Annotated in this window: 24 protein-coding genes and 1 pseudogene; 15 read left to right on the top strand and 10 right to left on the bottom strand. The window is 41.3% G+C overall.

Going from position 1 to position 24,171, the window contains the following annotated elements:
• Nucleotides 1-134: 134 nt before the first annotated feature.
• The 7 genes from ONZ52_RS22100 to ONZ52_RS22075 all read left to right on the top strand — a co-directional run bounded on the left by ONZ52_RS22100 (nt 135) and on the right by ONZ52_RS22075 (nt 4,455).
• Entirely contained in the window at nt 135-836 is a 702-nt protein-coding gene (locus ONZ52_RS22100; RefSeq protein ID WP_265220783.1) for an AraC family ligand binding domain-containing protein, read from the top strand.
• A complete protein-coding gene (locus tag ONZ52_RS25510) occupies nt 824-1,024 on the top strand; it encodes a helix-turn-helix domain-containing protein (protein WP_428981197.1) in 201 nt (66 codons plus the stop codon). Before ONZ52_RS22100 ends, ONZ52_RS25510 begins: the two co-directional genes overlap by 13 nt.
• Before the next feature lie 225 nt (nt 1,025-1,249).
• Nucleotides 1,250-1,606 (top strand): cupin domain-containing protein, encoded by a 357-nt coding sequence (locus tag ONZ52_RS22095; RefSeq protein WP_265220782.1) that lies wholly within the window; start codon nt 1,250-1,252, stop codon nt 1,604-1,606.
• Nucleotides 1,607-1,942: 336 nt separating this feature from the next.
• Nucleotides 1,943-2,797, top strand: a complete 855-nt coding sequence (gene hpaD, locus ONZ52_RS22090) for a 3,4-dihydroxyphenylacetate 2,3-dioxygenase (protein WP_265220781.1) — start codon at nt 1,943-1,945, stop codon at nt 2,795-2,797.
• Between the two features lie 4 nt (nt 2,798-2,801).
• Nucleotides 2,802-3,227, top strand: a complete 426-nt coding sequence (locus ONZ52_RS22085; RefSeq protein WP_265220780.1) for a GlcG/HbpS family heme-binding protein — start codon at nt 2,802-2,804, stop codon at nt 3,225-3,227.
• Between the two features lie 50 nt (nt 3,228-3,277).
• Entirely contained in the window at nt 3,278-3,574 is a 297-nt protein-coding gene (locus tag ONZ52_RS22080) for an MFS transporter (RefSeq protein WP_265220779.1), read from the top strand.
• Nucleotides 3,550-4,455 carry an MFS transporter gene (locus tag ONZ52_RS22075; RefSeq protein ID WP_265220778.1) on the top strand — a complete coding sequence of 302 codons (906 nt, stop codon included), beginning with the start codon at nt 3,550-3,552 and terminating at the stop codon, nt 4,453-4,455. Before ONZ52_RS22080 ends, ONZ52_RS22075 begins: the two co-directional genes overlap by 25 nt.
• Nucleotides 4,456-4,710: 255 nt before the next feature.
• On the opposite strand, the gene ONZ52_RS22070 is transcribed toward ONZ52_RS22075, so the two are convergent.
• The 5 genes from ONZ52_RS22070 to ONZ52_RS22050 all read right to left on the bottom strand — a co-directional run bounded on the left by ONZ52_RS22070 (nt 4,711) and on the right by ONZ52_RS22050 (nt 9,660).
• The gene (locus ONZ52_RS22070; protein WP_265220777.1) at nt 4,711-6,195 is read right to left on the bottom strand and encodes a tripartite tricarboxylate transporter permease; all 1,485 of its coding nucleotides are present in this window, start codon (nt 6,193-6,195) and stop codon (nt 4,711-4,713) included.
• A 9-nt stretch (nt 6,196-6,204) separates the two neighbouring features.
• Nucleotides 6,205-6,618, bottom strand: a complete 414-nt coding sequence (locus ONZ52_RS22065; protein WP_265220776.1) for a hypothetical protein — start codon at nt 6,616-6,618, stop codon at nt 6,205-6,207.
• A 102-nt stretch (nt 6,619-6,720) separates the two neighbouring features.
• Nucleotides 6,721-7,233: a universal stress protein gene (locus ONZ52_RS22060; RefSeq protein ID WP_265220775.1), complete on the bottom strand. Its 513-nt coding sequence runs from the start codon at nt 7,231-7,233 to the stop codon at nt 6,721-6,723.
• Nucleotides 7,234-7,291: 58 nt separating this feature from the next.
• The gene (locus tag ONZ52_RS22055) at nt 7,292-8,650 is read right to left on the bottom strand and encodes an aldehyde dehydrogenase family protein (RefSeq protein ID WP_265220774.1); all 1,359 of its coding nucleotides are present in this window, start codon (nt 8,648-8,650) and stop codon (nt 7,292-7,294) included.
• 119 nt (nt 8,651-8,769) lie between these two features.
• Nucleotides 8,770-9,660 carry a tripartite tricarboxylate transporter substrate binding protein gene (locus ONZ52_RS22050; RefSeq protein ID WP_265220773.1) on the bottom strand — a complete coding sequence of 297 codons (891 nt, stop codon included), beginning with the start codon at nt 9,658-9,660 and terminating at the stop codon, nt 8,770-8,772.
• A gap of 373 nt (nt 9,661-10,033) precedes the next feature.
• Here ONZ52_RS22050 and ONZ52_RS22045 point away from each other — a divergent pair, with 373 nt between their 5' ends.
• The 4 genes from ONZ52_RS22045 to hpaR all read left to right on the top strand — a co-directional run bounded on the left by ONZ52_RS22045 (nt 10,034) and on the right by hpaR (nt 13,974).
• The gene (locus ONZ52_RS22045) at nt 10,034-11,290 is read left to right on the top strand and encodes a p-hydroxyphenylacetate 3-hydroxylase oxygenase component (RefSeq protein ID WP_265220772.1); all 1,257 of its coding nucleotides are present in this window, start codon (nt 10,034-10,036) and stop codon (nt 11,288-11,290) included.
• Nucleotides 11,280-12,194, top strand: coding sequence for a p-hydroxyphenylacetate 3-hydroxylase reductase component (locus tag ONZ52_RS22040; RefSeq protein WP_265220771.1), 915 nt, complete (start codon nt 11,280-11,282; stop codon nt 12,192-12,194). The genes ONZ52_RS22045 and ONZ52_RS22040 overlap by 11 nt, the downstream gene beginning before the upstream one ends.
• Before the next feature lie 119 nt (nt 12,195-12,313).
• The gene (locus ONZ52_RS22035) at nt 12,314-13,498 is read left to right on the top strand and encodes an MFS transporter (protein ID WP_265220770.1); all 1,185 of its coding nucleotides are present in this window, start codon (nt 12,314-12,316) and stop codon (nt 13,496-13,498) included.
• 53 nt (nt 13,499-13,551) lie between these two features.
• Nucleotides 13,552-13,974, top strand: coding sequence for a homoprotocatechuate degradation operon regulator HpaR (gene hpaR / locus ONZ52_RS22030; protein ID WP_265220769.1), 423 nt, complete (start codon nt 13,552-13,554; stop codon nt 13,972-13,974).
• Nucleotides 13,975-13,996: 22 nt separating this feature from the next.
• Here hpaR and ONZ52_RS22025 read toward each other — a convergent pair whose 3' ends face one another.
• A complete protein-coding gene (locus ONZ52_RS22025; protein WP_265220768.1) occupies nt 13,997-14,947 on the bottom strand; it encodes a helix-turn-helix domain-containing protein in 951 nt (316 codons plus the stop codon).
• A 238-nt stretch (nt 14,948-15,185) separates the two neighbouring features.
• Here ONZ52_RS22025 and ONZ52_RS22020 point away from each other — a divergent pair, with 238 nt between their 5' ends.
• The 3 genes from ONZ52_RS22020 to ONZ52_RS22010 are packed head-to-tail and all read left to right on the top strand — an operon-like array spanning nt 15,186 to nt 18,024.
• A complete protein-coding gene (locus tag ONZ52_RS22020; protein ID WP_265220767.1) occupies nt 15,186-16,616 on the top strand; it encodes a GMC family oxidoreductase in 1,431 nt (476 codons plus the stop codon).
• Nucleotides 16,591-16,776, top strand: a complete 186-nt coding sequence (locus tag ONZ52_RS22015; RefSeq protein ID WP_265220766.1) for a GMC oxidoreductase — start codon at nt 16,591-16,593, stop codon at nt 16,774-16,776. The genes ONZ52_RS22020 and ONZ52_RS22015 overlap by 26 nt, the downstream gene beginning before the upstream one ends.
• Nucleotides 16,777-16,800: 24 nt before the next feature.
• Nucleotides 16,801-18,024 (top strand): MFS transporter, encoded by a 1,224-nt coding sequence (locus ONZ52_RS22010; RefSeq protein ID WP_265220765.1) that lies wholly within the window; start codon nt 16,801-16,803, stop codon nt 18,022-18,024.
• Between the two features lie 86 nt (nt 18,025-18,110).
• On the opposite strand, the gene ONZ52_RS22005 is transcribed toward ONZ52_RS22010, so the two are convergent.
• Nucleotides 18,111-19,118, bottom strand: a complete 1,008-nt coding sequence (locus tag ONZ52_RS22005) for an MsnO8 family LLM class oxidoreductase (RefSeq protein WP_265220764.1) — start codon at nt 19,116-19,118, stop codon at nt 18,111-18,113.
• A gap of 133 nt (nt 19,119-19,251) precedes the next feature.
• Here ONZ52_RS22005 and ONZ52_RS22000 point away from each other — a divergent pair.
• Nucleotides 19,252-20,693 (top strand): annotated as a pseudogene (locus tag ONZ52_RS22000) (NAD-dependent succinate-semialdehyde dehydrogenase).
• 352 nt (nt 20,694-21,045) lie between these two features.
• Here ONZ52_RS22000 and ONZ52_RS21995 read toward each other — a convergent pair.
• The 3 genes from ONZ52_RS21995 to ONZ52_RS21985 all read right to left on the bottom strand — a co-directional run bounded on the left by ONZ52_RS21995 (nt 21,046) and on the right by ONZ52_RS21985 (nt 23,963).
• Complete coding sequence (locus ONZ52_RS21995) at nt 21,046-22,104, bottom strand: 2,3-butanediol dehydrogenase (RefSeq protein ID WP_265220763.1); 1,059 nt, start codon at nt 22,102-22,104, stop codon at nt 21,046-21,048.
• Complete coding sequence (locus ONZ52_RS21990; RefSeq protein WP_265220762.1) at nt 22,104-23,309, bottom strand: MFS transporter; 1,206 nt, start codon at nt 23,307-23,309, stop codon at nt 22,104-22,106. Before ONZ52_RS21990 ends, ONZ52_RS21995 begins: the two co-directional genes overlap by 1 nt.
• Nucleotides 23,310-23,429: 120 nt before the next feature.
• Nucleotides 23,430-23,963 carry a 2,4'-dihydroxyacetophenone dioxygenase family protein gene (locus tag ONZ52_RS21985; RefSeq protein WP_265220761.1) on the bottom strand — a complete coding sequence of 178 codons (534 nt, stop codon included), beginning with the start codon at nt 23,961-23,963 and terminating at the stop codon, nt 23,430-23,432.
• Nucleotides 23,964-24,171: the final 208 nt, after the last annotated feature.

Raw genomic sequence — 24,171 nt, 5'->3', positions numbered from 1 at the left:
AACATACTCAGATGTTTGATCTTTTGATCACCCTTACTTTGCCCAGTGTCACGCTAATTCGTGCGCTGGGATTTTTTACTATTTCTGTGCCATACTCCTAAAAAAAACAACACTAAAATAAAGAAACGAATTCAATGAAAAAAGAGTGGATTCCAAATATCAATATTGGTCAGGATTATGATGTCGCTTACAAAGACGCCACTATCCATTTTGATGTGCTTGGAAAAATGGCCGACTTTTTCGGACGTGATATGCCTATGCATTTGCATGCTGAATATTGTCAAATACACCTCATTTTATCTGGTAGAACGCTGTTCAATATCGATCAGAATGTTTACGAAACGGAAAGCTGTGCCGCCTTTTATACACCGCCAGCCACACCACACGCCTTTTTAACAGAACCGACAGCGCCTGGCTATGTCATCACCATTCATAACACTCATTTACAAAAAATCATGGCCGAACTGAATGCCTACAGCAATCACAACTCATTGCTTATGCCATTTCATATCGATCAACAAAAAGAAACAGGGCTAGGCCAACATCATTGGGAGCAATTATTAACGCTTTTTAAAATGCTCAAGCTGGAATGGAACCAATCTGCACTATATCAACAGGACTGTATTGAAACACTTGTTAAACTTATCTTGATAAACATGCTAAGACTCTCAGGCTCCGAGCAGCCTAAAAAACAGCACAATCAGAGTGAAATTCTCTGTTTTAGAGAGTTTAGCACCTTACTAGAGCGACATTTTTTAATCGAGAAGCAAATACAATTTTATTGTGATGCGTTACAAATAAATGAAAGCCGATTGAACTATTTATGCAAAAAATAACCAAACTCAGCCCAAAGAAAATGATAAATGGGCGTGTTTTACTGGAAGCCAAACGCTTGCTATCCCATACGAATAAAAACCTCACCGAGATCGCTTACACATTAGGCTATATAGATCCTTCTTATTTCTCTCGGTTCTTTTTGAAAAATACTGGAATGAAGTCCTTCAGATTTTCGCAAGCACTATAGAAAGGTAGAATAACCGATCCATACGACATAAATAATCACCGAAAGAACTTATTTAATTAATTAAAAATTACGTCAACACTTTCTAAAAGGCATCCATAACACGATTAGAATATTTTCTTGAAAAAACACCGCTTTTGGGACATATCTGTTTTCAATAAAAGCACTAGTGTAAGTAACTGTCTAATTAAAGCCAACTTTTATCTATATAGAGGATTATCAATGAGAATGAATAGTATCGATTTATCAAGCATTGAGCTTATGCCATGGGGAACTATTTCAGATCTTGGTGCTAACAAAATCGAAGGAGACTGTATTATTAAAGGTGCAGTCGTCTATGGTGCTCCTGATTCAGCGGTATGCTGTGCTTACTTCAGCTGTACCAAAGGTGAATTTGACATGGAATACCCTTTTCATGAGCATGCAGTTGTTGTTGAAGGAGAGGTAACATTAACCCTTCTTGATACTGGGGAAGAAAAAACTTACAAAAAAGGCGATGCTTGGTTTTTTGAAAAAGGTACCAAATTGAAATGGGTAATCCATAGTGAACACTTTGTTAAGCACTATCTATCCATCATAGAATAAGTTTCGTTAGCTCAGATCAAACTTTAGCTCAAACTATGATTACCAGTTTGAATCTGAGCCAAATACTTCTTTATACCCCCCTTCTCTAACAACTCATATTAACTAACTTATATCCCATCACACATCCCACTTGATAATCTTGATCTACAAATATCTCACTGACAAAGAAACATTCACAATAAGATACTTATCTGTGAGCACGGTCTTACAACAAGTGTTAAAGACCTTGTCCTAGATCAAAAGTAACTATTGCTAAACTTCAAATACATTGACTAAGACACTCAAAAAACATTTTACTTAACATGTTAATTAAAATAATATGATTGAGGAGTTATTATGGGTATTTTAAGTATTGTGGCAAAAGTAACACACGTTCCAACCATGCTGTTGTCAGAACAACCTGGCCGATTAGCAGGATGCCGACAATCTGCTATTGATGGTCATCGTGAAATTGCACGTCGTGCAAAAGCGGCAGGAGTCGATACTATTGTAGTTTTAGATACACATTGGTTGGTAAATGCTGGGTATCATATTAATGCCAACGCCCACTATCAAGGCATATACACAAGCCATGAGTTTCCCCATTTTATTCAAAACTTGTCTTACTCTTATGAAGGCAATCCAGAACTAGGCAATGCTATTGCGACTAAAGCGACGGAGAAAGGTGTGCATATGCTTTCGCACCAAGTTGAAACACTCGACTTAGAATATGGCACTCTTGTGCCAATGCGTTACATGAACGAAGACAGACATTTCAAAGTGGTCTCTATTGCCGCTTGGTGTACGGTTCACAGCTTAGAAGAGTCTCGTCGCGTTGGTGAAGCCATTCATGCAGCCATTGAAAGTAGCAATAACAATGTCATGCTAATCGCCTCTGGCTCACTTTCTCATCAAATTTGGGAGAATCATTTATACGAACAAAATAACGGAACATTTACTATTTCTCGTGAATTTCACCGTCAAGTTGACCTTCGTGTTTTAGATCTCTGGCAAGCTGGTGACACAAAAACATTCCTAGCAATGCTACCTGAATACGCAAAATTTTGCTGCGGTGAAGGCGGTATGCATGACACTGCGATGCTATTTGGAGCATTAGGCTGGGATAAATATAACGCAAAGGCGGAAATCATTACCAATTACTTTCCAAGCTCAGGTACTGGGCAGGTAAACGTAATATTCCCTATTAGGTAGGTACATGCTCAATAAAACCATTACAAAACAAGATCTAGCTACGCAGGCAGCACTGCAACTTTGTAGTGCTGCGATGGATCAAGCGGAAAAATGTGGTATCAACATCTGCATAACGATTGTTAATTCTTCTGGTCGAACTCTTGCCAGTGCGGCAATGAACAATGCACCTCTTCTATCCCAAGCTATTTCCCATAAGAAAGCCTTTACTGCTGCATCATTTGGTATACCAACCAAGCAATGGCAAGAAAGACTTGCAGAAAGAAATAACACCTTACTCGCTTTACAGAGCGAACCAGACTTTACCTTTCTAGGTGGCGGCATCCCCATTTTACTTCAAGGCATCGTCATTGGGGCAATTGGCGTCTCTGGCGGCAGTGAACAACAGGATATTGATTGTGCAACTATCGCAATAAATACTTTAGTTAGTTGATGAATGAACAATGTGCCAAAACGCCACATGCCTTTAAATTAGGAGCTTCCATGTCCTCTGTTTTAAAAAAACTAACCATCCCGTTACTTGGCTATTTGGTCGCTTTTGGGCCGCTGTCTATCGATATGTATCTACCCAGTCTACCGACTATCGCTGATAATTTAGGCACTACAGATCAATTGATACAAACAACAATCACTGTTTTTCTACTTGGGATGGCCATAGGCATGATTATCTTTGGCCCTTTATCCGATATGTTAGGTCGGAAACGTTTATTGCTAGCAGGTATTGGATTTTATTTTTTAGCAGTATTGGTTGCGCCATGGCATCGACTGGCGAAAGCCTAGTGCTTTTCCGTTTTCTACAGTCTCTAGGAGGGGCAGCCGCTGCCGTACTTGGAAGAGCCTTAGTTCGAGATTTATATGAACTAAAACGTGCTGCCAACATACTATCGTATATGCACATCATTTCTATGATGGTCATGCTGATATCGCCAATATTGGGCGCTTATATTGTTAGCTATTTTGAATGGCGCTGGATCTTTTACTTCTTAGCGCTATTTTCAATGGTGGCGTTTATGGGGAGCGCTCTGTTATTACCAGACGTAAAACAAAATGTGGTCGCAAAGCCTAGTGTTGGCCATTACTGTAAAAACTACATTGAATGTTTACGTGCCCCTTTATTGATTCAATACGTACTGACAAATGCCTTTTCATTCGCAGGTATGTTTGCTTTTATTGCGACATCCGCTTTTGTCTACATCAAGCATTTCCAACTTTCCGAAACCCATTATGCTTTACTGTTTTCTGCGAACATTTTCGCTATTATTATTGCAACCTTGCTCAACTCTTATTTAAGCAAACGCTATAACGTAAGCATGGCATTGCGTGTGGTGGTAGCCGTGTCTTTTGTCGCAACGTTAATTATTTGGGGAATGATTGGTTTCAATAAAGTACCACTCGCATTATTTGTCACAGGCACCATGCTTTATATCAGTGTAACGGGGGCTATTGGTGCAAATAGCCTAGCAATACTCTTTATACAACTGCCAGAAAAAGCAGGTACGGTTTCAGGGTTATTAGTCGCAATGCAATTTGCCATGGGAAGTTTCATCAGTTATCTGGCAAGTTTACTCTTTGATGGCACTCCAGAAAGCCTTTTGATTATGATGGCATGCTGCGGCACGCTTTGCTCAGTTTTCTATCTAAGCACACATTTCAGTAAATAAAGTCATCAAGCATTTAAAACGATAAATACTGCTTTGAATGGTGTTTTTGAAGACAATACATCGGTTTCTATATTTCAAATAATATCGCTCCTCTTACCCATTAAGAATTACACTGTAGCAGGCACACCACTAAAGACTCCTTTAAACAAGTCTCATCCAAAGATGAAATAAGGTGTAAAAAAAGTACATTGTGAGGCCCGCTAGTTCGCTAGTTCGCTAGTTCGCTAGTTCGCTAGTATCTACGTCAAACAACTATCAAGCTACTCGTCGCTTTTCTCTAATTTTGCTAAAAGTAAACACCAGAATAGATAGAACGGTCACCGTAAGCAGTGTTAAAGCGATAGGCCGCTCAATAAAAATACTAAACTCTCCATTAGAGACGCCCAGTGTTTGACGCATACGGTTTAGAAACACTGGCCCTAGTACTAAACCTAAAATGATAGGCACAGCCGGAACATTATTTCGTTTCATCACATAGCCAATCACAGAGAAACCTAACGCAATAAAGGCATCAGTAAATTGATAATTTTGACTGTAAGCACCTAAAAATCCGAGAACAAAAATTAAGGCACCAATAAAACGGCCACGAATTCTCGTAATATTAATAATGAATCTTGAAGCAAACGTTAAATATATGAATATAAAAATATTCATCACAAACAAGGCAACATACAGACCAGAAATAAACTCAGGATGCTCACTGAACAAACGAGGCCCTGGTGTATAGTTGTGCACCATAAACACCGACAACAGCATGGCCATTAATGCGTCTGCTGGGATACCAAACGCCAATAATGGAACCAAAACGGACGCCGTTACCGCATTGTTAGAGGTTTCTGATGCCACAATACCAGCCTCTGCACCTTTACCAAACTCTTCTGGATTTTTAGAGAACTTCTGCGCCAAGGTATAGGAGAAAAATTGTGAGCCAAATTCTCCCACCCCAGGCAATAATCCCATAACAACCCCCAACAAGGCCGAACGAATCGCTGTCACCTTATTGCGCATCAGCACAACAAAACCCTCAAAACGCCCAGTCCCCTCTAATTTAGTTTTGAAAGAGTCACCGCTTTTGGTAGAAATCAGCACATAGGCTTGAGACATAGCAAAAAGGCCGATAACCGCTGGAACTAATGGCACTCCGGCCAATAACCAAGACTGGTCAAAAGTATACACTTGGGAATTAAAGGATCGATCAATACCAATTGAACCTAAAAACATCCCCAAACCAATCATGGCTGCCGCTTCGAGCGCATACTTATTATGAGCAAGCACCACAAAAACCATCCCAAGCAATGCCAGCATAGCGAATTCAGCACTTCCGAATAGGGTAGCTACCTGAGATAAGGTTGGCGCAAAAAACACCAAAGACAAAACACTCACAATGCCACCAAAAAACGAAGAGGTATAGGCAATAGATAGAGCTTTTTTACCATGCCCTTTTTGGGCCATGGGGTATCCATCATAGGTCGTCAGAACCGCTACAGGGGTTCCGGGCGTATTCATTAATATGGCAGGGATAGCCCCTCCATACCAAGCACCACCATAGACACCTAACAATAAAGTCACCCCAAAGAGCGGCTCCATTGTGAAGGTCAAAGGCAGCAAAATAGCCATAACACCCGCTGGTTCTAAACCTGGTATTGAACCGATAGTCACACCAATAAGGGCACCGATTATAACAGCCCAAATGACGCCGTTCCCAAATACCTCATGGATACCTAATGCAATTAAATCCATACGAAATCTCTAAAAATATTTGTTCATGAACCAAAGGGTTTGCTCGCTGAATAGCTTTTCATACAAGACTACATCTGGTATCCAGATATTCACCCCAACCCTAAAAATAAGAATAATTAGCGCAACCGCTATAAGAGTATTCAATACCCAAATTGGCGACAATAAACGACTTAACCAGACAATGGATAAGACAAATAATGTGGTTGATATAGCAAAGCCTACCATCGTGATAATGTTGACATAAAAAAAGAAAAGAACGGCAGTAATCAGTACAACTCGATACTCACCTAAGCTTTCCACTAAACTATCTATTAAGCCTTTTTCTCCCTCTATTGGTTTAATCACCAACAGCAATTTGATAAACGAAAAAAAGCCAATAAACCTAAACCAAACAATGGCGCAACATAAGGTTGAGTATACCAACCATGATCACGCTTAATCTCTACTGTATGGCCTTGATAAGAAAAGATTAGATAGCAACTGATGAGGGTCATTACCAAAAAAAATAGCTTGGACTTGCGATTTTCATATTCCATTGTGATCCCCTCGCTTACGGTTAGAAACAGTATTAGAAATAGGGACGATCAAAACAGGGACCGTTGTATTGTGAATCACCTTTTGTGCAGTAGAACCTAGAAACATTCGCGATAATGCGTTAACACGACGGTCACCCATCACCAACATGCTGGCTCCAACATCTTTCACTGTATCAACAATTTTTTTCGCCGGATCACCAAAACGAACGACCACTTCAATACTGTCTTCGTCAAAATCAACATCATTCAACTCTTCCGCAACAAAGTTATGGATTCGTTGTTTCATGTAGCTTCGTAATTCTTCCTTTAGTGATTCGAGATGCGCATCATGCGCTTTCTTTAATTTAAAGCCTCCGAATGAATCATCATTACCACGATGAAATTGTTCAGAAACATGTAGGAAAAAAATCTTTCCTTTAGTCAAAGAGGCCTGTTCTAAAGCAGCATGTAAAACAACCCTACTACCCTGCTCCAAATCAGACGCGTATAAAATATTTCGCATTTATTGGACTCCAAAGATCCAGTCATCTGAAAAGAAGACTGGATCTCAGCATTGGAACTTACTTCGCGCGATTAACAACCTTACGAACAGTGTTCTCTAACAAGCCTTCCATACCAAACTCAACACCTAATCCAGAAGACTTATTGCCTCCAAATGGCACATGAGGGAGTACTTCTGCATGGTTATTTACCCAGACTGTTCCCGAATCAAGTTGGCTCACAACCCAGTCAAGCTCATCACAAGGCTCACCCCAAACAGAACCGCCTAAAGCAAATTCTTCATGAATGGCTTTTGACATGACATCATTAAGATCATCGTAAGGAATAACCGGAAGCACCGGACCAAATTGTTCATGACAAACAACATCAATATTATGCTGTGGGTTTTTGATAATAGTTGGAGCAATAAAGTAACCATCTAAACCAGATGGCAACTCTGCAGCAATCACTTCCGCACCAGACTCGCGAGCATCAGCAATCATCGCTTTCACTTTTTCATACTGATTCACGTTTTGTACCGGGCCGAACGTCACACCCTCTTTCATACCATTACCAACAACCTGTGCAGCGGCTATTTTTACAAGAGCATCACATAGCGCTTCATATTTAGAACGGTGGACATAAAGACGCTTCAGACATGCGCAGGTTTGACCCATATTGACAAAAGACGTCATAAAAATCTTTTCTGCGATTTTATCAACATTGGCATTTTCTAAAACAATACCTGCGTCATTACCACCCAATTCCAACGTCACCTTTTTAAGATCACCAGCCACCAAAGAGGCAATACGCTTGCCAACAGGTGTTGAACCGGTAAAGACAACTTTTTTAACATCTGGATGGGACACCAAAGGCTCACCAACTTCTTTTTCACCGATGACACACTGCACCAAGTTAGGCATTGTGTGCTCATTAATAATATCGACTAAACGCAGTGTATTGATTGGCGTGAGAGAAGAAGGTTTTATCACCACACTATTGCCGGCACGAAGAGCTGGCATAATATGCCAAATAGCAATCATTAAAGGCCAGTTCCAAGGTGTAATTGAGGCAACAACGCCAACAGGCATACGATGTACCTCAACACGACGCTCATCACTGTCTTCAAGCACCTCAGGATCCAGCTTTAAATCCGCATTGTAGTGAGTCCAGCCCACTGCTCCACCTACTTCAAACTGAGCAAGAAACAGAGGCTTTCCTTGCTCTGCTGTAATAATTTCAGCCAACTCAGGTGCTGCTGCCTCTATGGCATTCGCCACATTATGCAAGGCCGCAGTACGCTCCTCATGTGATTTTGCACTCCACTGTTTAAAGGCCACCTTGGCCTTTTCGACAGAGTCATTTACATCATCTACCGTAGATGTCTGAATTGACTTATAAACTTGCTTAGTCGCTGGATTAATAATGTCTAAAACCATGTTTTCCACCATTCTTTTTATTTTGAGCAATTTGAAGCACGTAAATTAATAGTTACTTTATTTCAGAGACTAATTTTTTTGCATTTTCGAAATCTAGAGTGATCAATTTTTGTGCATCTTTATCGTTTGTCCAATACACGCCAGCCCCCGTATTTTTCTTGCAACTTCAGCACATCGGGTGACTGAAGAGCGGTTTCTGCAATCGCAGCAATTTTATCGATAATAGGTTGGGGGGTGCCTTTTTTAACAAACAAACCATTCCACAGTGTTTGAGAAATGCCAGTTTCTTCGTTCAAAGTTGGCACTTGTGGAAGAATTGACAAACGCTTGAAAGTGTAAGAACTTAACACTTTCACGTCTTTTGAATCTAAACAAGGAAGAATCTGCTGCGTTGTTGTATTAATAACATCCGCATCACCATTAGCTAACACAGAGCAATCTAAAGCATCAAAAGCAGAATCAGAGGCAAATTTAAAGCCTAATTTTTTCGCTGCCTGAAAAGTAATGGCAGTGGGCGTTGCTTCATAACCAAAGTGCCCTAAAGAGACATCATGTGTTTTGGCATATTCAGCCAATTCCGTTAGAGTACTGTAAGGTGCATCTGACTTAACCGCCAAAACAAATGGGTAATCCAAGAAAATGCCGACAGGAACAAAGGCATCAGCAGCATATGGAGCATTGCCCCCAACAACCTGACTTGTTACCAAGTCGACGACAAATGAACCTATTACACTACCATCAGGACGAGATTGCGCAACCGTTGTGGCCCCTAGTACACCGCCACCACCTGGTTTGTTGACTACACTCGCAGGCACACCGGTTTCTTTTGACATTTCTTCGGCGATAACGCGAGTCAATACATCTTCCAAATCACCAGGAGGCCATGGAACAATGAACTTAACTGGACGATTAGGATAATCAGCGGCAATAGAAACCGTACTTGCAACAGTCGAAATCAACAAAGTAGAAGCGGCTATTACTTTTAAAGCATAAGATATTTGTTTTTTCATTTTTATCGTTCCTTTTTAATAATACACATCAAAACTACTCTCTCAAATTAACGCCTTCTATGTCCCTATAGGGATATTTTTATCCCTCATACGCTTTTACAAAATTGACTAAGCAGTCATGTTAAAGTTGACTAAGCAGCCATGTTGTAAAAATCCATGCACTTTATTTCCTCAAGAAGATAACAAATTAGTGAACATGTTAACTAATTTCAAGTATTTTATATCACTCAGCTCGTTTTTTTTTACAACGAGACAATAATAAAATTTTTTTTCTAGAAAAGTCCCAAACTTTGCTTAAAAAGCACATTCATTTAAGACCACCGAATATCAATACTGTGTGAACTAAAGACAAAAAAATAAGAGGACACAGTGCATGAAACGTCAAAACCCACTATTAGAAGAGCTAAAAAAGGTATTACCTGAGATTGCTAAAAATGCAGACAAAGCAGAAGAACTTAGAAAAGTACCTACCGAAAACATAGAGCTACTGCAAAAAGTAGGATTGCATAAAGCCTTTCTCCCTAAAGCTTATGGTGGTTACGAAATATCCCTACCTGAATTCGGTGACTGTATCGCAGCATTAGCAGGCGCATGCTGTAGTACCGCCTGGGCTTTTAGTTTGCTTTGTACGCATAATCATCAAATCGCAATGTTCCCAAAACAACTCCAAGACGAAGTCTGGAAAGACAATCCAGATGCAATGGCAAGCAGCAGTATTGCGCCGTTTGGTAGATATGAAGAAACCGATGGCGGCATTATTTTTAATGGTGAAATGAAGTGGAGTAGTGGCTGTGACCACGCACAATGGGCAATAGTGGGCTTTTTACGTGACAATGCCGAAGGAGCAAAAGATTACTGCTTTGCGGTTATTCCTGCCTCAGATTACAACATCGAGGACGACTGGTACTCGATGGCAATGAAAGGCTCAGGCACAAAAACGTTGCTTATCAAAAACGCCTTTGTACCAGAGCATCGCATCCAAAAAGCCAAAGACATGATGGAAGGTAAATCTGCTGGTTATGGCTTATACCCAGACAGTAAGCTTTTCTACTCTCCATACCGCCCTTACTTTGCCTCTGGATTTGCGGCTATGGCGCTGGGTACAGCGGAGAGAATGTTAGAAGTCTACAAAGAAGTGACATCTAACCGTGTTCGAGCTTATACCGGAGCGAAGGTTCATGCCGCTATCCCGGCGATCCTTCGTACTGGCGAATCAACCCATCAAATCTTGGCGGCTCGCGCCTTTTTAGAAAAAACCTGGGAAGAACATGCAGAATACGCTGAAGCTCATCGTTACCCAGATCGTTACACGTTGGCTCATTGGAGAACAAACCAAGCTTATGCAGTCAAAATGTGTATCGAAGCCGTTGATCGCCTATTTAATGCCATTGGAGCCAACAACTGGCTATTAGACAAAGAAGCACAAAGACTATTCCGAGATTGTCATATGTGCGGAGCCTCATGCTTATACAGACTACGATGTTTGCGCACAAATTATCGGTCGAGAAGTTATGGGCTTAGAACCAGATCCGTCCCTACTTTAAATATTGACACACTGAGATCTAACCATGACTTATCATGGTTAGATCTGAATACACATAAGAATAAGAGAGAATCCTATGAGCTTTGACCCTAAAGAATTCCGTCGTTGCCTTGGCAACTTTGCAACAGGTGTTACCGTTATTACCGCTAAATCCGCTGATGGTAAGCAAGTTGGTGTGACAGCCAATAGCTTTAACTCTGTATCTCTTGATCCGCCGCTGGTACTGTGGAGCATAGTTAAAACATCAAGCAGTTATGCTGTGTTTGAAAATTCAGACCATTTTGCTGTCAATATTTTGGCCGCGGATCAAATTGATTTATCCAATAATTTTGCCAAACCAAGCGACGATAAATTTGCGAATATTGAGACACTGTCTGGGGTTGGTGGTGCTCCTTTACTCATCAATACAGCGGCTAATTTTCAATGTGAAAAATACCAAGTTGTCGACGGTGGTGATCATTGGATCATGATTGGCAAAGTCGTTGAATTCGCAAACTATGGCCGTGCACCGTTACTTTATGTGCAAGGTAGCTATGCGGGGGCGATTCCCTTCACAGGAGCTAAAACTCCGGCTCAAAACCTTGCATCAGACAAAACACTTGCTCGCCTGCATGACAGCGCCATTTATCTTATGCATAAAGTCCTGCAAAAAGTTCAAGAAAACTATTTACCAAAGCAGTCTGCGACTGGCCTTAGCACCAGTGAAGCTCGCTTATTGCTGGTATTAAGTGACACAACTGGAATTACCATTGAAGATTTAACCCATCTCGTCACCATCCCATCGGTCGATGTCGTTGAAAGTGTCGAAAGCTTGAAAAGTTTTGGCTTAATCAATGGTGAACTAGCCCTAACCGAAAAAGGCCATGATATGGCTGAGCGCTTATGGGCAATATCAGACCAACAGCAAAAAGATATCTTTTCTAAGTTGGAAGAAGACGAGCTCACGAAGTTCAAGCAACAGCTACATCAGCTATTAACTCAACTGTCTTAAAACCCAACATAGCAGCAATAGCCACTATTCATTAACATGTTTGGTAAAAAGCTAAAAAATCCCCTCGTGGGATTTTTTTATGTCTGTATACTGGATTTATTTAACTAGTTAAGTTTCCCATGATTCCTATCGCCTATTTCATTTTTCTGGCTATGTGTAGCCCTATCGCACTTAATGCAATGCTACCTGCTTTGCCAGCAATCGCGGAGCAACTGGATATAGATTCATCAATGGTGCAGTTAAATTACTCACTCTATTTAGCAGCACTTGCACTAGGGCAATTTTCTGTCGGTGCGGTAATCACTAAACTTGGTAATCGCTCGACCATTCTCTTAGGAATTTCAACTTTTATTGTAGGTGGCTTGGTCGCCCTCATAACAAACAGCTTATGGTTAATGCTACTAGGTCGTATTTTACAAGGCATTGGTGGTGCATTTAGTATGTCAATGGCGAGAGCCTTATTGGTTGCCAGCTCAGGCAAAGACCGAGCCGCTCAACAAATGGGTTATATCGTGATGGCCATTGCATTTTCACAAAGTATCGCACCTTTGGTTGGCAGCACGCTCAATACCCACATAGGTTGGCAAGCCATCTTTGCATTTTCCGCCATTCAAGGCGCAATATTGCTACTATTCAGCCTCAAATTGATTAAGCCTGCGTTTGAACAGCCACAAAAGCTCACCCTTTCAATGATGCTTAATCATTATATGAGCTTGATTCGTCAACATTCTTTTAGCCGTTACACCATGGCAAATACCTTCATAGCACTTTGTTTTTATCTCTTTATAAGTGCCTCCCCACATCTAACCAAAGGTTTGAGCGAGAATAATCTAGCTTACGGCTATTGGTTTATTCTGATATCGGGTACCTTTATGCTAGGTGGGTATATGAGTACCTTGTTAAATAAGCGCCTTTCCTTAGACCAATCAATCCAGCTTGGAAACAGTCTTTGCTTACTTGGGGCTAGTATTTTATTGATACTACAAATCAGTTTACCAACTAGTTTTGCGAGCCTTTTTTTACCCATGTCTGTGGTAACACTAGGCCGTGGAATTAGCCAACCAAGTTACCAAAGTGCTGCGATTGGCGCTGCTGATAAATTAGCAGGTATGGCTGCAGGACTGATAGGCTTTCTTCAACTAAGCTTTGGAGCGGTTTTTGCCCAAGCCGTGCCGTTAATGATGGATTTGCATCCATCTATGATTGCCTTTGCCATCTTAGGATGTACACTTTTAGCAAAGTGTTACGCACAAAACTATCGTAACAAGAAGATAGCAACAGACCATGCGCTAATATTTTTTTAGGAAAGCGTATTTGATGCTATCAACACCATAATTTTAGATATTATCGAGATTACATGAAAAGATTAGAAGACTCCCTGACACTGCAATTATTAAGACCTCGTGAATCATCCATGACTTTTTTTAGACCTGTCCTACAAAAAGCAGGCTTTACAGAACAGCAATGGCGAGTCTTACGTGTGTTAAACGATCATGAAGAGTTAGAGGCAAAACAACTGGCGCACCTATGCTGTATTCTTAGCCCAAGTTTGACACGCATTATCACGCGCTTTGAAGAAGATGGCTTTTTAATACGCAAAAAATCCCCAATAGATCAACGTATTTCCCTACTTTCATTAACGCCAAAGGGGAATGAAACGGTTAAAAAATTTCGTCCAGAAGTCGATGCAGCTTATCAACGAATCAAAGAAAAACTCGGCGAAGACAAATTAAAAGAACTTAGTCGACTATTAAGTGACGTCATCGCACTGGAAAGTTAAGCAGTCCATCAAAAGACAACTCCTATACCAAGAGCTGTCTTTTTCGTTTTCTGGTTTCTTGAGGTGATTCATTAAAATACTGTTTATAGGCACGACTGAAATGCGAAGAGTGACTAAACCCCCACTTATAAGCGATATCCGTAATACTCAAATTGTCTAAATTTAAAATATCATCACGGCTTTTATTCAATCTTGATTGCCATATGTATCGGCTCATCGTCATACCATGGGCTTCAAACGCTCGGGCTATTTGACGGCACGACACAAACAAATGACGACTGACCATATCTGTATTTAAATCCGCTGACGTTAAATGCTGTTCGATAAATGCCTTGCATTTGAAAAACAATAAATTCCGGTTTTTCTGATTGAATTTTGCACCATGCAGTCCAGACAGAACTTGAATATGATGCATCACCTCTTCTGTTTTTAACTGAAAATTGTGATGACTATCAATATTACTCTCTAATAATTTAAAAATAGCGCTTGTTGATGAGGTGCCACACTGTAAATGACGGTCTATTTTAATGAGATTATCAATAATGCCGAACTCTCGTTCAGCAATAATGCGAGGAACACCTAATACATACATCCCCATATTATTCGGAAAACCATGCCCATAGGGTTTTGCCGTATCATAAATAACCATATCTCCTGGCATATGACTCGCGCAATCCATACCTTGATACGAATAACCATTCCCCTTTGTCATTAAACAAATGAAAAAGGCATCGCGACCATCTTCATCAATATCAGTGCGACTGCGTTGCACAGAATGTCCATTCGCTTCAATATGATTGATGCTAATAATGTCACCGTGTGAATGTCGTAATTCGGCTTCTAATGCTAAATTCGAAGCGATAGGACAATCAATATGAATCATATATTGGTTAACGGCCTCTTCCCAATAATGACGTCGAGACATAAGGTCTATATCTCGAGTGGAGACTCGCACTTGTGCTGAGAACGACATAAATCCCTCGATATAGTTTTTGTTTTTTAAGGATGAATATCTAGATAATCTGGCTTTGATCATACCTCTCGACAATCACTTAGTAAACATGTTAAGTATTTTGAACATATGATGCCGACTAAAAATGTCCGATAGAGTAAAATTGCCCGTCCGATCAAGTCAATTTTCCCTCTCAGTAAACCTCTATGCTCATACACATAAAAATTCAAACACAATAATAAGATCGAGAGGTTTACTCATGAAGTCTATTGATTTCATCGTGGTGGGCGGTGGCTCATCCGGTTGCACTGTGACGCATAGACTTGTAAAAGCAGGTTTTCAAGTCGTTTTACTGGAAGATGGCCCAAAAGACGATTCTATATTCGTTCATATGCCAGCCACTTTCATTCGTGTTATTGGCTCAAAACGGTCTGTTGTCTACGAGAGCGAGCCACAACCTGACGCAGGTGGACGAAAAACCTATGTTCCACAAGGTCGCACACTCGGTGGAGGCAGCTCAATCAATGCTATGCTTTATATCCGCGGTCAGAAGGAAGACTATGATGAGTGGGAACGCAACGGCTGCGATGGTTGGGGTTGGGATAATGTCCTAGCCAGCTTCAAGCGCTCAGAAAACCATATGCGTCTAAGCGAACCCTTCCACGGTACAAATGGTCCCTTGCGTGTCAGCGACACTCGTTTCCGGCATCCTCTAAGCCAAGCTTTTTTAAAAGCGGCGCAACAAACCGGCATTCCTTATAACGATGACTTTAATGGCGAAAAACAAGATGGAGTTGGTTTCTACCACACAACCACCTTTGATGGACGCCGTGGTAGCACCGCTTCAACTTACCTAAAAGAGGTTGAAAACGCGCCAAACTTAGAAATTCGAACTGGGTGTTACGTTAACAAGATTATCTTTGATGGTGATAACAATGCGACAGGCATTGAGTTGCGTAATGAGTCGGGCAAGATAGAAATACTCTCTGTGAAGAAAGAAATCATCTTAACCGCTGGCGCATTATCAACCCCCAAAATTTTAATGCTGTCAGGTATCGGTCCAAAAAATCAACTGTCCCAACACGGCATATCAACGCTGTACGATTCTCCAGAAGTGGGAGAGAACTATCAAGATCATCTAGAAGTCAGTATCTATGGGCGTACTAAGCAACCAATTAGCTTACTGGGCAGTGATAAAGGCCTTAAAGCACTGTCTTATGGTTTCCAATGGACTTGTTTTAAAACAGGTTTATTGACGTCTAACGTGGTTGAATCCGGAGGCTTTGTTGATACCAGCAATTGCGGTCGTCCTGATATTCAATTCCATGTGCTACCTACTTTGGTTGGTGACGTGGACCGCGAGCCTATAGAAGGTCACGGCATTTCCATCAACCCTTGTTTCTTACGACCTAAATCCCGAGGATTCGCTCGACTACGCAGTGCAGACCCGAAAGACTCAATGATTTTCGAAAGCGGTGCGTTATCACACCGTGACGACGTAGATACCCTTATCCGAGGAGTAAAACTGGCTCGTAAGATTATACGTGCGCCAGCCATGGCTGAACTAATCAGCGAAGAACTTCGTCCCTCCTCCAAAGAAGATATTTCAGACGCTGAAATCGAAGCACATATTCGCAGCCACGCTAAAACCGTTTATCACCCTGTTGGCACTTGCCGTATGGGACTCTGATGAGCAAGCCGTCGTCGATACTAAGCTCCGTGTTAATGGGGTAAAAGGTGTACGCATCTGCGATGCCTCTATTATGCCGACCATTGTATCAGGTAACACTAACGCTCCGACCATTATGATCGCAGAGCGTTGCGCTGAATTTATTCTCAACAACGAATAACAATAACGAAAGAGAGATCTAATAATGAAAATAAACTCTTATGAAAATCGCCTACTTGTCATTCTCTTTATAGGGTTTGGCTTTGTCTTTTTTGACCGCTTAGCGCTGTCTTTTTTGTTTCCTTTTATCGCAAAGGATTTGGACTTAAATAACAGCCATTTAGGCATGCTCTCTTCTGCCCTATCGTTAATGTGGGCCATATCAGGCATGACACTGGGAGCCTATGCTGATCGCAAGGAATCAAAAAAATACATTCTCATATTATCGGTTATCGCTTTTACGCTTTGCTCTGCACTATCCGGCATGGTAACCAGCTTCATTAGCCTACTCATATTCCGTGGTCTGATGGGCGTTGCCGAAGGACCTGTGCTCCCCATTTCACAATCATTATTGGCAGCCGCATCATCACCAAAACGCCGAGGCTTAAATATGGGCTTGGTTAATGCCTCAGCGCCAGGATTAATCGGTGCGGTTATTGCGCCTCCGGTGCTTATTTGGATTGCAACAGATTACGGCTGGCGCAGTGCTTTTTACGCCACCATTATTCCGGGTCTAATCATTGCCGCCTTGATGATGCTCTTCGTACGAAACAAACATGTACACAAAGAGATGCAAAGCAGCCACGCTATTGGCAACAAAGCAGACATAAAAACCTTATTGAAAAATAAGAACATCTTACTTTGTATCCTGATTTCTTGCTTTTACATCTCTTGGTTTATCACCTTAGTATCCTTCACACCAACCTATCTGATGCAATTAAAAGGGTTTAGTCCTGAGGTCATGGGAGGCATTATGACCAGCCTCGGTTTTGCTTGGATGGTATGGGGGTTTATTGTTTCTGCTTTATCTGACCGATTTGGCCGCAAACCTACGTTAATTTTGTTCACCATGATTGCCACTTTGTGTCCAATGGTTTTACTGTTTGTTGATGACGCTAACACTATGCTTCCGCTAATCTTCCTGACCTACACTGGACTTGGCTGTTTTACTTTATTCATGGCAACCATTCCGGCTGAAACCGTTCCATCTACACAAGTGGCAACGGCGCTCGGTTTGATTATGGGAATTGGTGAGCTATTTGGTGGATTTATTACACCTGTAGTTGCTGGCTTTGCTGCCGATGCTTATGGTCTTCAAATTGTCATGTGGATTGCGGCTGCGGGGTCATTCATGGCCTTACTGCTATCGCTGTTCCTAACAGAAACAGCCCCCGTTAAAGTCAACAAAGCTCAATTAAGTGCCGCATAGTTCTTAGTTTATAAAATGATTAGGTGTTTAAACAGGCTGATGAATCAGCCTGTTTTTTATTTTGACGCATTATAAAATGCCACTTTCTATAAGTTTTTTGCCAACAAACGGTAACTATCTAAACGATCCGCTTGGCTATATGTCACAGTCACAAGAGAAAACTCTTCAATAGAAAAAGTCTTAACAAGAGATTCCATTTCAGCCCAGCACTGCTCTGGTGTCCCAATCGTATAACTGGCTTCAATACGATCAAATAAAGCTTGATGGGATACTGGCATTGACTGGTATCTGTCGCGAACTTGGGTAGGTGTCAAAAAATCTTCTCGCTGCCCTATATGGGTAGCGAACTTACGATACACAGCAGTTCCTGCTCGAAGTTTTGCCTCCTCTTCTGTCTCTGCACAAATACACGCAATCGCCAACATTCGCTGAAGCGGATGTTCATGACCCGCTTGTTGCCACGCTTTTTGGTGCGCATCAAAGATACGTGGATGACAATTTTCAGAATCAATAAATCGCGCTAAAGCCAAATGATAGCCTAACTGCCCAGCCAACTCAGCACTACCACCACTTGACCCCAGCATCCATAAATCCGGTACATCACCTACTTCTGGCATGACACGAATTGAGCTAAAAGGATGATTATCTTTAAACGTCCCGTGAATAAAGCTTGCTAGCAGATCTGCTTGCTCAGCATAAAACTGGCCGTTCAAGACTTTATTGGGAAAGGCTAAAGCGGCAGACGTCATTGCGGACCCACCTGGAGCACGCCCAACACCAAGATCAATACGTCCAGGAAAAAGTGACGCCAGCATAGAAAAGCACTCTGCCACTTTTAATGGACTATAGTTAGATAGCATCACACCGCCACTACCGACTTTGATACGTTGTGTAATACTGGCCAAATGCGCAACTAAGATCTCAGGGCAAGGATTCGCGAAATGCACGCTGTCATGATGTTCTGCAACCCAATAACGATGGTAATTCCATTCATCACAATGTTTAGCTAATTCAACCGTTAACAAAGGCGCATCTTTTTTACTGTGCAACCCATGCACTGGCGTTTGGTCAACAACCGAGAGTTTTATATTCATGATACCGTCTCTTTATCAAAGAAAAATTAGTTAACATGTTAACCTATTTACTTTGATCGATGAAGATTTGATAATAGAGATGTGATTAGTACAAAAATAGCTTACTTTATTTACCAACAAATAGGTGATACTCATGTTAAAGGATATGTCCCTTCTCAAGTCTCGTTGTTTTGTCAATGGCGAGTGGGTTGAAGCAAAAGCCAAAACCACCCATCCTGTTACCAATCCTGCAACAGGCGAAACTATTGTCGAGATTCCTCACCTTTCTCCTGAAGAAATCCCTGCGGTGATCGAAGCCTCTAAAATCGCCCAAAAAAAATGGGCAGCCTTAGCGGCTAAAGAACGCTCTGCTATTTTACGTCGTTGGTTTGAACTAATACTTGAAAACACAGACGACTTAGCTCTGCTCATGACATCTGAGCAAGGTAAACCGCTGGCGGAAGCAAAAGGCGAAATTGCGTATGCCGCTTCTTTTATTGAATGGTTTGCCGAAGAAGCGAAGCGCATTTACGGTGATACGATTCCTGCACCGCGTGCTGATCAACGACTTACGGTTATTCGTCAACCTATCGGTGTAACAGCAGCGATTACGCCTTGGAATTTTCCTGCCGCTATGATCACTCGCAAAGCCGCTCCAGCTTTAGCAGCAGGTTGTTCAATGATTGTGCGCCCTGCTGATTTAACGCCCCTGACGGCTTTAGCCATTGCAGAGCTTGCTCAACGCGCTGGCATCCCTGCTGGTGTATTCCAAGTAGTGACAGGTTCAGCCAGTAAAATTGGTAAAGTGCTAACTGATAGCCATGTGGTGAGCAAACTGTCTTTCACGGGTTCCACAGAAGTAGGTCGTTTGTTAATGGCGCAATGTGCAGACACCATCAAAAAAGTCTCTCTTGAATTGGGCGGCAACGCGCCATTCATCGTCTTTGATGATGCCGATTTGGACAAAGCCGTTGAAGGTGCCATGGCCTCCAAATACCGCAATGCTGGGCAAACTTGTGTGTGTGCAAACCGAATCCTAGTGCAACGTGGTATTTATGACGCCTTTGCCGCCAAACTAACTGAAAAAGTCAAAGCTCTAAAAGTAGGTAATGGCGCTGAAGCAGGCACAGACATTGGCCCTATGATCGAAGAAAAGGCCATTTTGAAAGTAGAAGAACACATCAAAGATGCCGTTAGTAAAGGCGCGACGTTAGTACATGGTGGTGATCGTTTAGGTGGATTATTTATCACACCCGCTATTCTAACGGGCGTTACACCTGAAATGAATGTTGCTCAAGAAGAAACCTTTGGCCCTTTAGCTCCTCTTTTCCCATTCGATACGGAAGAAGAAGCTATCGCAATGGCGAATGACACCATCTTTGGCCTAGCCGCGTACTTCTTTACTCGTGATCATGCTCGCATGATTCGTGTATCCGAAGCCTTGGAATATGGCATGGTGGGTCACAATACAGGCTTAATCTCCAATGAAGTCGCGCCTTTTGGTGGGGTTAAGCAATCGGGGCTAGGTCGTGAGGCTCTAAGTATGGAATCGAAGACTATTTAGAGATGAAATACATCTGTAGTTCCATTGCTTAGCATGTAAAGCGACACCTAAGGCACTTCTTATCAAAGTACCTTAGGTGTCTATAACGTTCATGATGACATTTGATCAGTAGACACATTAATAGGCCTTACATATCCGCTTTTAACCCAGTACATGCTTTGCATTAACTGGGTTGAGACGCTCAAATAAAAACCTAATACTGTTTGTTAATACATTAAATGTGATGGATAAAGACAAGACTACGGATAATTTTATTCAGAATTATCACAGCAATTCCAAGTATATCTGTCTTTTCAACACAACAGATCACTTTACATTTATTCTACTCTCTTTAGTACTCTGTATGATGCTTCAGAGTACTTTTTTATCTTATGTAATAAGATACTAGCTAATGAATTCAGCCGGACTCACTAATACTTTAATTTGGCTTTTATCTTTAATTAACGATTCAAAGCCCTCTTCAACAACATTATCCAATAATACTTTTTTAGTAACTATCTGAGCAATATCAAGTGTTCCTTGTGATATATACTGGATCAATTCAGGATAGACATTTCTATAGCCTACACTACTAATTAGCTTTATTTCATTGTTAACGAGATAGAAAGCATTGATAGTGACATCTCCCATCAAGCCAACCAAAATAACTTCGCCTCCTTTTTTCACCGAATGAATCGAATTTGTTAAGGTTGCTTGATGTCCAACAGCCTCAAAGGCCACATCATAACCCGAAGGCATGTACATTTCGATATCGGACATAACGTCGCTTTTCTTTGCGTCAAATGTTGCCGTCGCTCCCAACTTTTTAGCAAAAGAGCGACGTTCTTCGCTCATATCAACTGCACATATATTCTCTATCCCTTTTAACTTAGCCAAAATAATAATTAATAAACCAATTGGCCCTAACCCATAAACAATACAGCTTTGCCCTACCTGTAGTGACGATTGGTTAATTGCATGTAGTGCAACCGCCGCAGGTTCTAATACTCCAGCTTGCTCAAAAGACACATTATTAGGAAGCAAATGCAGCATATAACTTGGTACATTAACTTTACTAGCAAAGCCACCATTGCCCATCAATCCAATGAATCCCATAGACTCACAAAGGTTATATTGCCCTTTTTTACAATACTGACAATGACCACAACGATATTCTGGCTCTACAGCAACACGATCACCAACGTTGATACCAACAACCTCAGCGCCTACTTGCGAGACAGTGCCACAGAATTCGTGTCCAAGGGTAATGGGGGCATAAGCCCCACTAATGGGATGGCAACTGTTTACCGGTATTGCATGCGGTCCATCGATGTATTCATGTAAATCACTCCCACAAATACCACAATACGCTACGCTAACTTCAACCTCATCGGGCTTTATTGGTGAAAGCTCAACAGATTCAACCTTAATGTTTTTGGCATTATGCCATCGAAGTGCTTGCATTATATTCCTCCTAAATTATTGCTAGACAACACTGCCGTTTTATTAACAATAATTGGTGCGGTTTCTTTTAAGAAAATTGCGAAGAAGGCTGCGGTAAGTGCTGCAAAAAAACTAATCCACATAATGGCTGATAAGCCATAATGGTCTGCTGCTAAACCCGCTAACATCGGAGCAGCAAAACCACCGACCAATTCACCAAACCCCATAATCAAGCCTAAAGCGGTCGCTAGTTGAGCCTTAGGCACTGTCTCTGCTGGAATGGTCGCCATAAAAAGAGTAAAACACCCCAATCCTGTATAGGTGAGTATGACTAAAGAGCTTAGCAACAGCGTGCCCTGTGCAAACATAAGGACAATTGGGCAACATGCTGCAACCAAAGAGAATACAATAATCGTAACTTTACGACCTATCCGATCTGAAATAGCAGGAACCACAGCCCCCCAAAATACCCACGCGATACCAAGACAACTCATCACTGTGGCCATGTTGCTTGGCTCCAATAAGCGTTGTTTTACTAAAAAGGTGGGCGTAAATGAGACGAGTACGACAAACCAACTAAGATAAGCACAAGAAATCAGCGCACATACCAATATATTTCTATATTTTAAAAGGTCTATGAAAGAAACTTTTTCCTTCTGTATGTGTTTGCGTTCACTTGTTACCGCATCATCTGGTTTTACAAAACGCCAGACGAGAAAGGCAATAATCAAACCAGGAATCAAGGATAAAACAAACGCATGACGCCAACCGTAATATTCGGCCAAACCCACCAATACCACTGGTGCAACAACAGCACCAAGTAAACCTGCAGCAGATCCTTGTAGGATTCCCATATTGAAGCCTCTACGTTTAGGACTTGATGCTTCTGCCATGAGGTATTGTGATAATGGTAAAATTGGCCCTTCTGCCAATCCCATAATTAAGCGGAACACCAGCAAGGTGAGAAATGTGGTAACCAAACCAGATATCGCAGAACATAAAGAAAATAGTATGATAGCGACTAATAATATAGGCTTTCTAATTCCTTTTCGGTCTGAATAAGCCCCAACAACAGCACCTGAAAGTGCCCAAGCTAATGCTAGAACTGACGATAACAGACCTAAATCGGTATTAGTGAGATTCATTTCCTCTTGCATGAAAGGAAATAAAAAAGAGATTGCTAAACGATCAAAAAAAACAAAGCCGAATGCTAAAAAAGAATACACAATAAAGTGTTTTCGTATTTAACTGAATGCTGACCATTCATAATAATGCTCCTTGCGGCATCAATGTTAATTGCTACCGCATATTATTTTAATTTTATGGAGTAAGTGTGTTGTAGAGTCTTAACGGAATAAATTATCCACGTAAGAAGCACCTAAGCCTATTTCTTCATAGTGTTTTCGACACATAGCAATGTAGTCATGCACATCAAAATAGCCATCGGGTTTACCGTCGTCATTTAGCCAAATTAATGGCCCTTTAACGATAAAAAATACTTTCATAGGCTCGTCATGCTCATAGGCCACCAAAGTATGTCCTTCTCCTGGGGTTTCATAGACAAAATCGCCAGCAGTGGCAGTCCAGTCATGTTCTAGATATCCCCATTTTCCAGATATGGTATAGGCAAATACCTCATGGGGATGATAATGACGATTAACCAATCCTGCACTGGTCGACATAAGGATGTCGCACCAACGATTCTCACTAGGGGAGATCCATAACGGGCGCGATGATACCGTCTCAGTAAAAGGGACGTACATTTTTAAATCGTCAGTGGCAACATCAGGCAAATAGACTTCTGGTTTCGAATCTGGCATAAGGCAGTTTTCAATTGGTTTTAGCCCCTTCCAAAATTCGTTTTTCGCTAACTCAGGCATAACATTCTCCTAATCTTATTATTGTTGTTTCAACGTAGAAATTCTAAGAAAGATTTGCCATATGAGTTTGATACTATCTGCCATATTTTTTGATCAAAACGGACAAACATCAGGCAATCCGAATGTGTCAATCCGCTATTTATGTAGTATTAAAAATAGGATATCTTTAGTCACCAAGACTGGAAATCAAAAGACCAAAGGAATAAAA

Source organism: Marinomonas rhodophyticola (assembly GCF_026113935.1).
Taxonomy (GTDB): Bacteria; Pseudomonadota; Gammaproteobacteria; order Pseudomonadales; family Marinomonadaceae; genus Marinomonas; species Marinomonas rhodophyticola.
The sequence above is the reverse complement of the archived record's forward strand: the minus strand, read 5'-3'. Positions and strand labels throughout refer to the sequence as shown.

Excerpts from the sequence above, each read along its gene's own strand:
- ONZ52_RS22100 (WP_265220783.1), top strand. The coding sequence starts at position 135 with ATGAAAAAAGAGTGGATTCCAAATATCAATATTGGTCAGGATTATGAT.
- ONZ52_RS25510 (WP_428981197.1), top strand. The coding sequence starts at position 824 with ATGCAAAAAATAACCAAACTCAGCCCAAAGAAAATGATAAATGGGCGT.
- ONZ52_RS22095 (WP_265220782.1), top strand. The coding sequence starts at position 1,250 with ATGAATAGTATCGATTTATCAAGCATTGAGCTTATGCCATGGGGAACT.
- hpaD (WP_265220781.1), top strand. The coding sequence starts at position 1,943 with ATGGGTATTTTAAGTATTGTGGCAAAAGTAACACACGTTCCAACCATG.
- ONZ52_RS22085 (WP_265220780.1), top strand. The coding sequence starts at position 2,802 with ATGCTCAATAAAACCATTACAAAACAAGATCTAGCTACGCAGGCAGCA.
- ONZ52_RS22080 (WP_265220779.1), top strand. The coding sequence starts at position 3,278 with ATGTCCTCTGTTTTAAAAAAACTAACCATCCCGTTACTTGGCTATTTG.
- ONZ52_RS22075 (WP_265220778.1), top strand. The coding sequence starts at position 3,550 with ATGGCATCGACTGGCGAAAGCCTAGTGCTTTTCCGTTTTCTACAGTCT.
- ONZ52_RS22070 (WP_265220777.1), bottom strand. The coding sequence starts at position 6,195 with ATGGATTTAATTGCATTAGGTATCCATGAGGTATTTGGGAACGGCGTC.
- ONZ52_RS22060 (WP_265220775.1), bottom strand. The coding sequence starts at position 7,233 with ATGCGAAATATTTTATACGCGTCTGATTTGGAGCAGGGTAGTAGGGTT.
- ONZ52_RS22055 (WP_265220774.1), bottom strand. The coding sequence starts at position 8,650 with ATGGTTTTAGACATTATTAATCCAGCGACTAAGCAAGTTTATAAGTCA.
- ONZ52_RS22050 (WP_265220773.1), bottom strand. The coding sequence starts at position 9,660 with ATGAAAAAACAAATATCTTATGCTTTAAAAGTAATAGCCGCTTCTACT.
- ONZ52_RS22045 (WP_265220772.1), top strand. The coding sequence starts at position 10,034 with ATGAAACGTCAAAACCCACTATTAGAAGAGCTAAAAAAGGTATTACCT.
- ONZ52_RS22040 (WP_265220771.1), top strand. The coding sequence starts at position 11,280 with ATGAGCTTTGACCCTAAAGAATTCCGTCGTTGCCTTGGCAACTTTGCA.
- ONZ52_RS22035 (WP_265220770.1), top strand. The coding sequence starts at position 12,314 with ATGATTCCTATCGCCTATTTCATTTTTCTGGCTATGTGTAGCCCTATC.
- hpaR (WP_265220769.1), top strand. The coding sequence starts at position 13,552 with ATGAAAAGATTAGAAGACTCCCTGACACTGCAATTATTAAGACCTCGT.
- ONZ52_RS22025 (WP_265220768.1), bottom strand. The coding sequence starts at position 14,947 with ATGTCGTTCTCAGCACAAGTGCGAGTCTCCACTCGAGATATAGACCTT.
- ONZ52_RS22020 (WP_265220767.1), top strand. The coding sequence starts at position 15,186 with ATGAAGTCTATTGATTTCATCGTGGTGGGCGGTGGCTCATCCGGTTGC.
- ONZ52_RS22010 (WP_265220765.1), top strand. The coding sequence starts at position 16,801 with ATGAAAATAAACTCTTATGAAAATCGCCTACTTGTCATTCTCTTTATA.
- ONZ52_RS22005 (WP_265220764.1), bottom strand. The coding sequence starts at position 19,118 with ATGAATATAAAACTCTCGGTTGTTGACCAAACGCCAGTGCATGGGTTG.
- ONZ52_RS21995 (WP_265220763.1), bottom strand. The coding sequence starts at position 22,104 with ATGCAAGCACTTCGATGGCATAATGCCAAAAACATTAAGGTTGAATCT.
- ONZ52_RS21985 (WP_265220761.1), bottom strand. The coding sequence starts at position 23,963 with ATGCCTGAGTTAGCGAAAAACGAATTTTGGAAGGGGCTAAAACCAATT.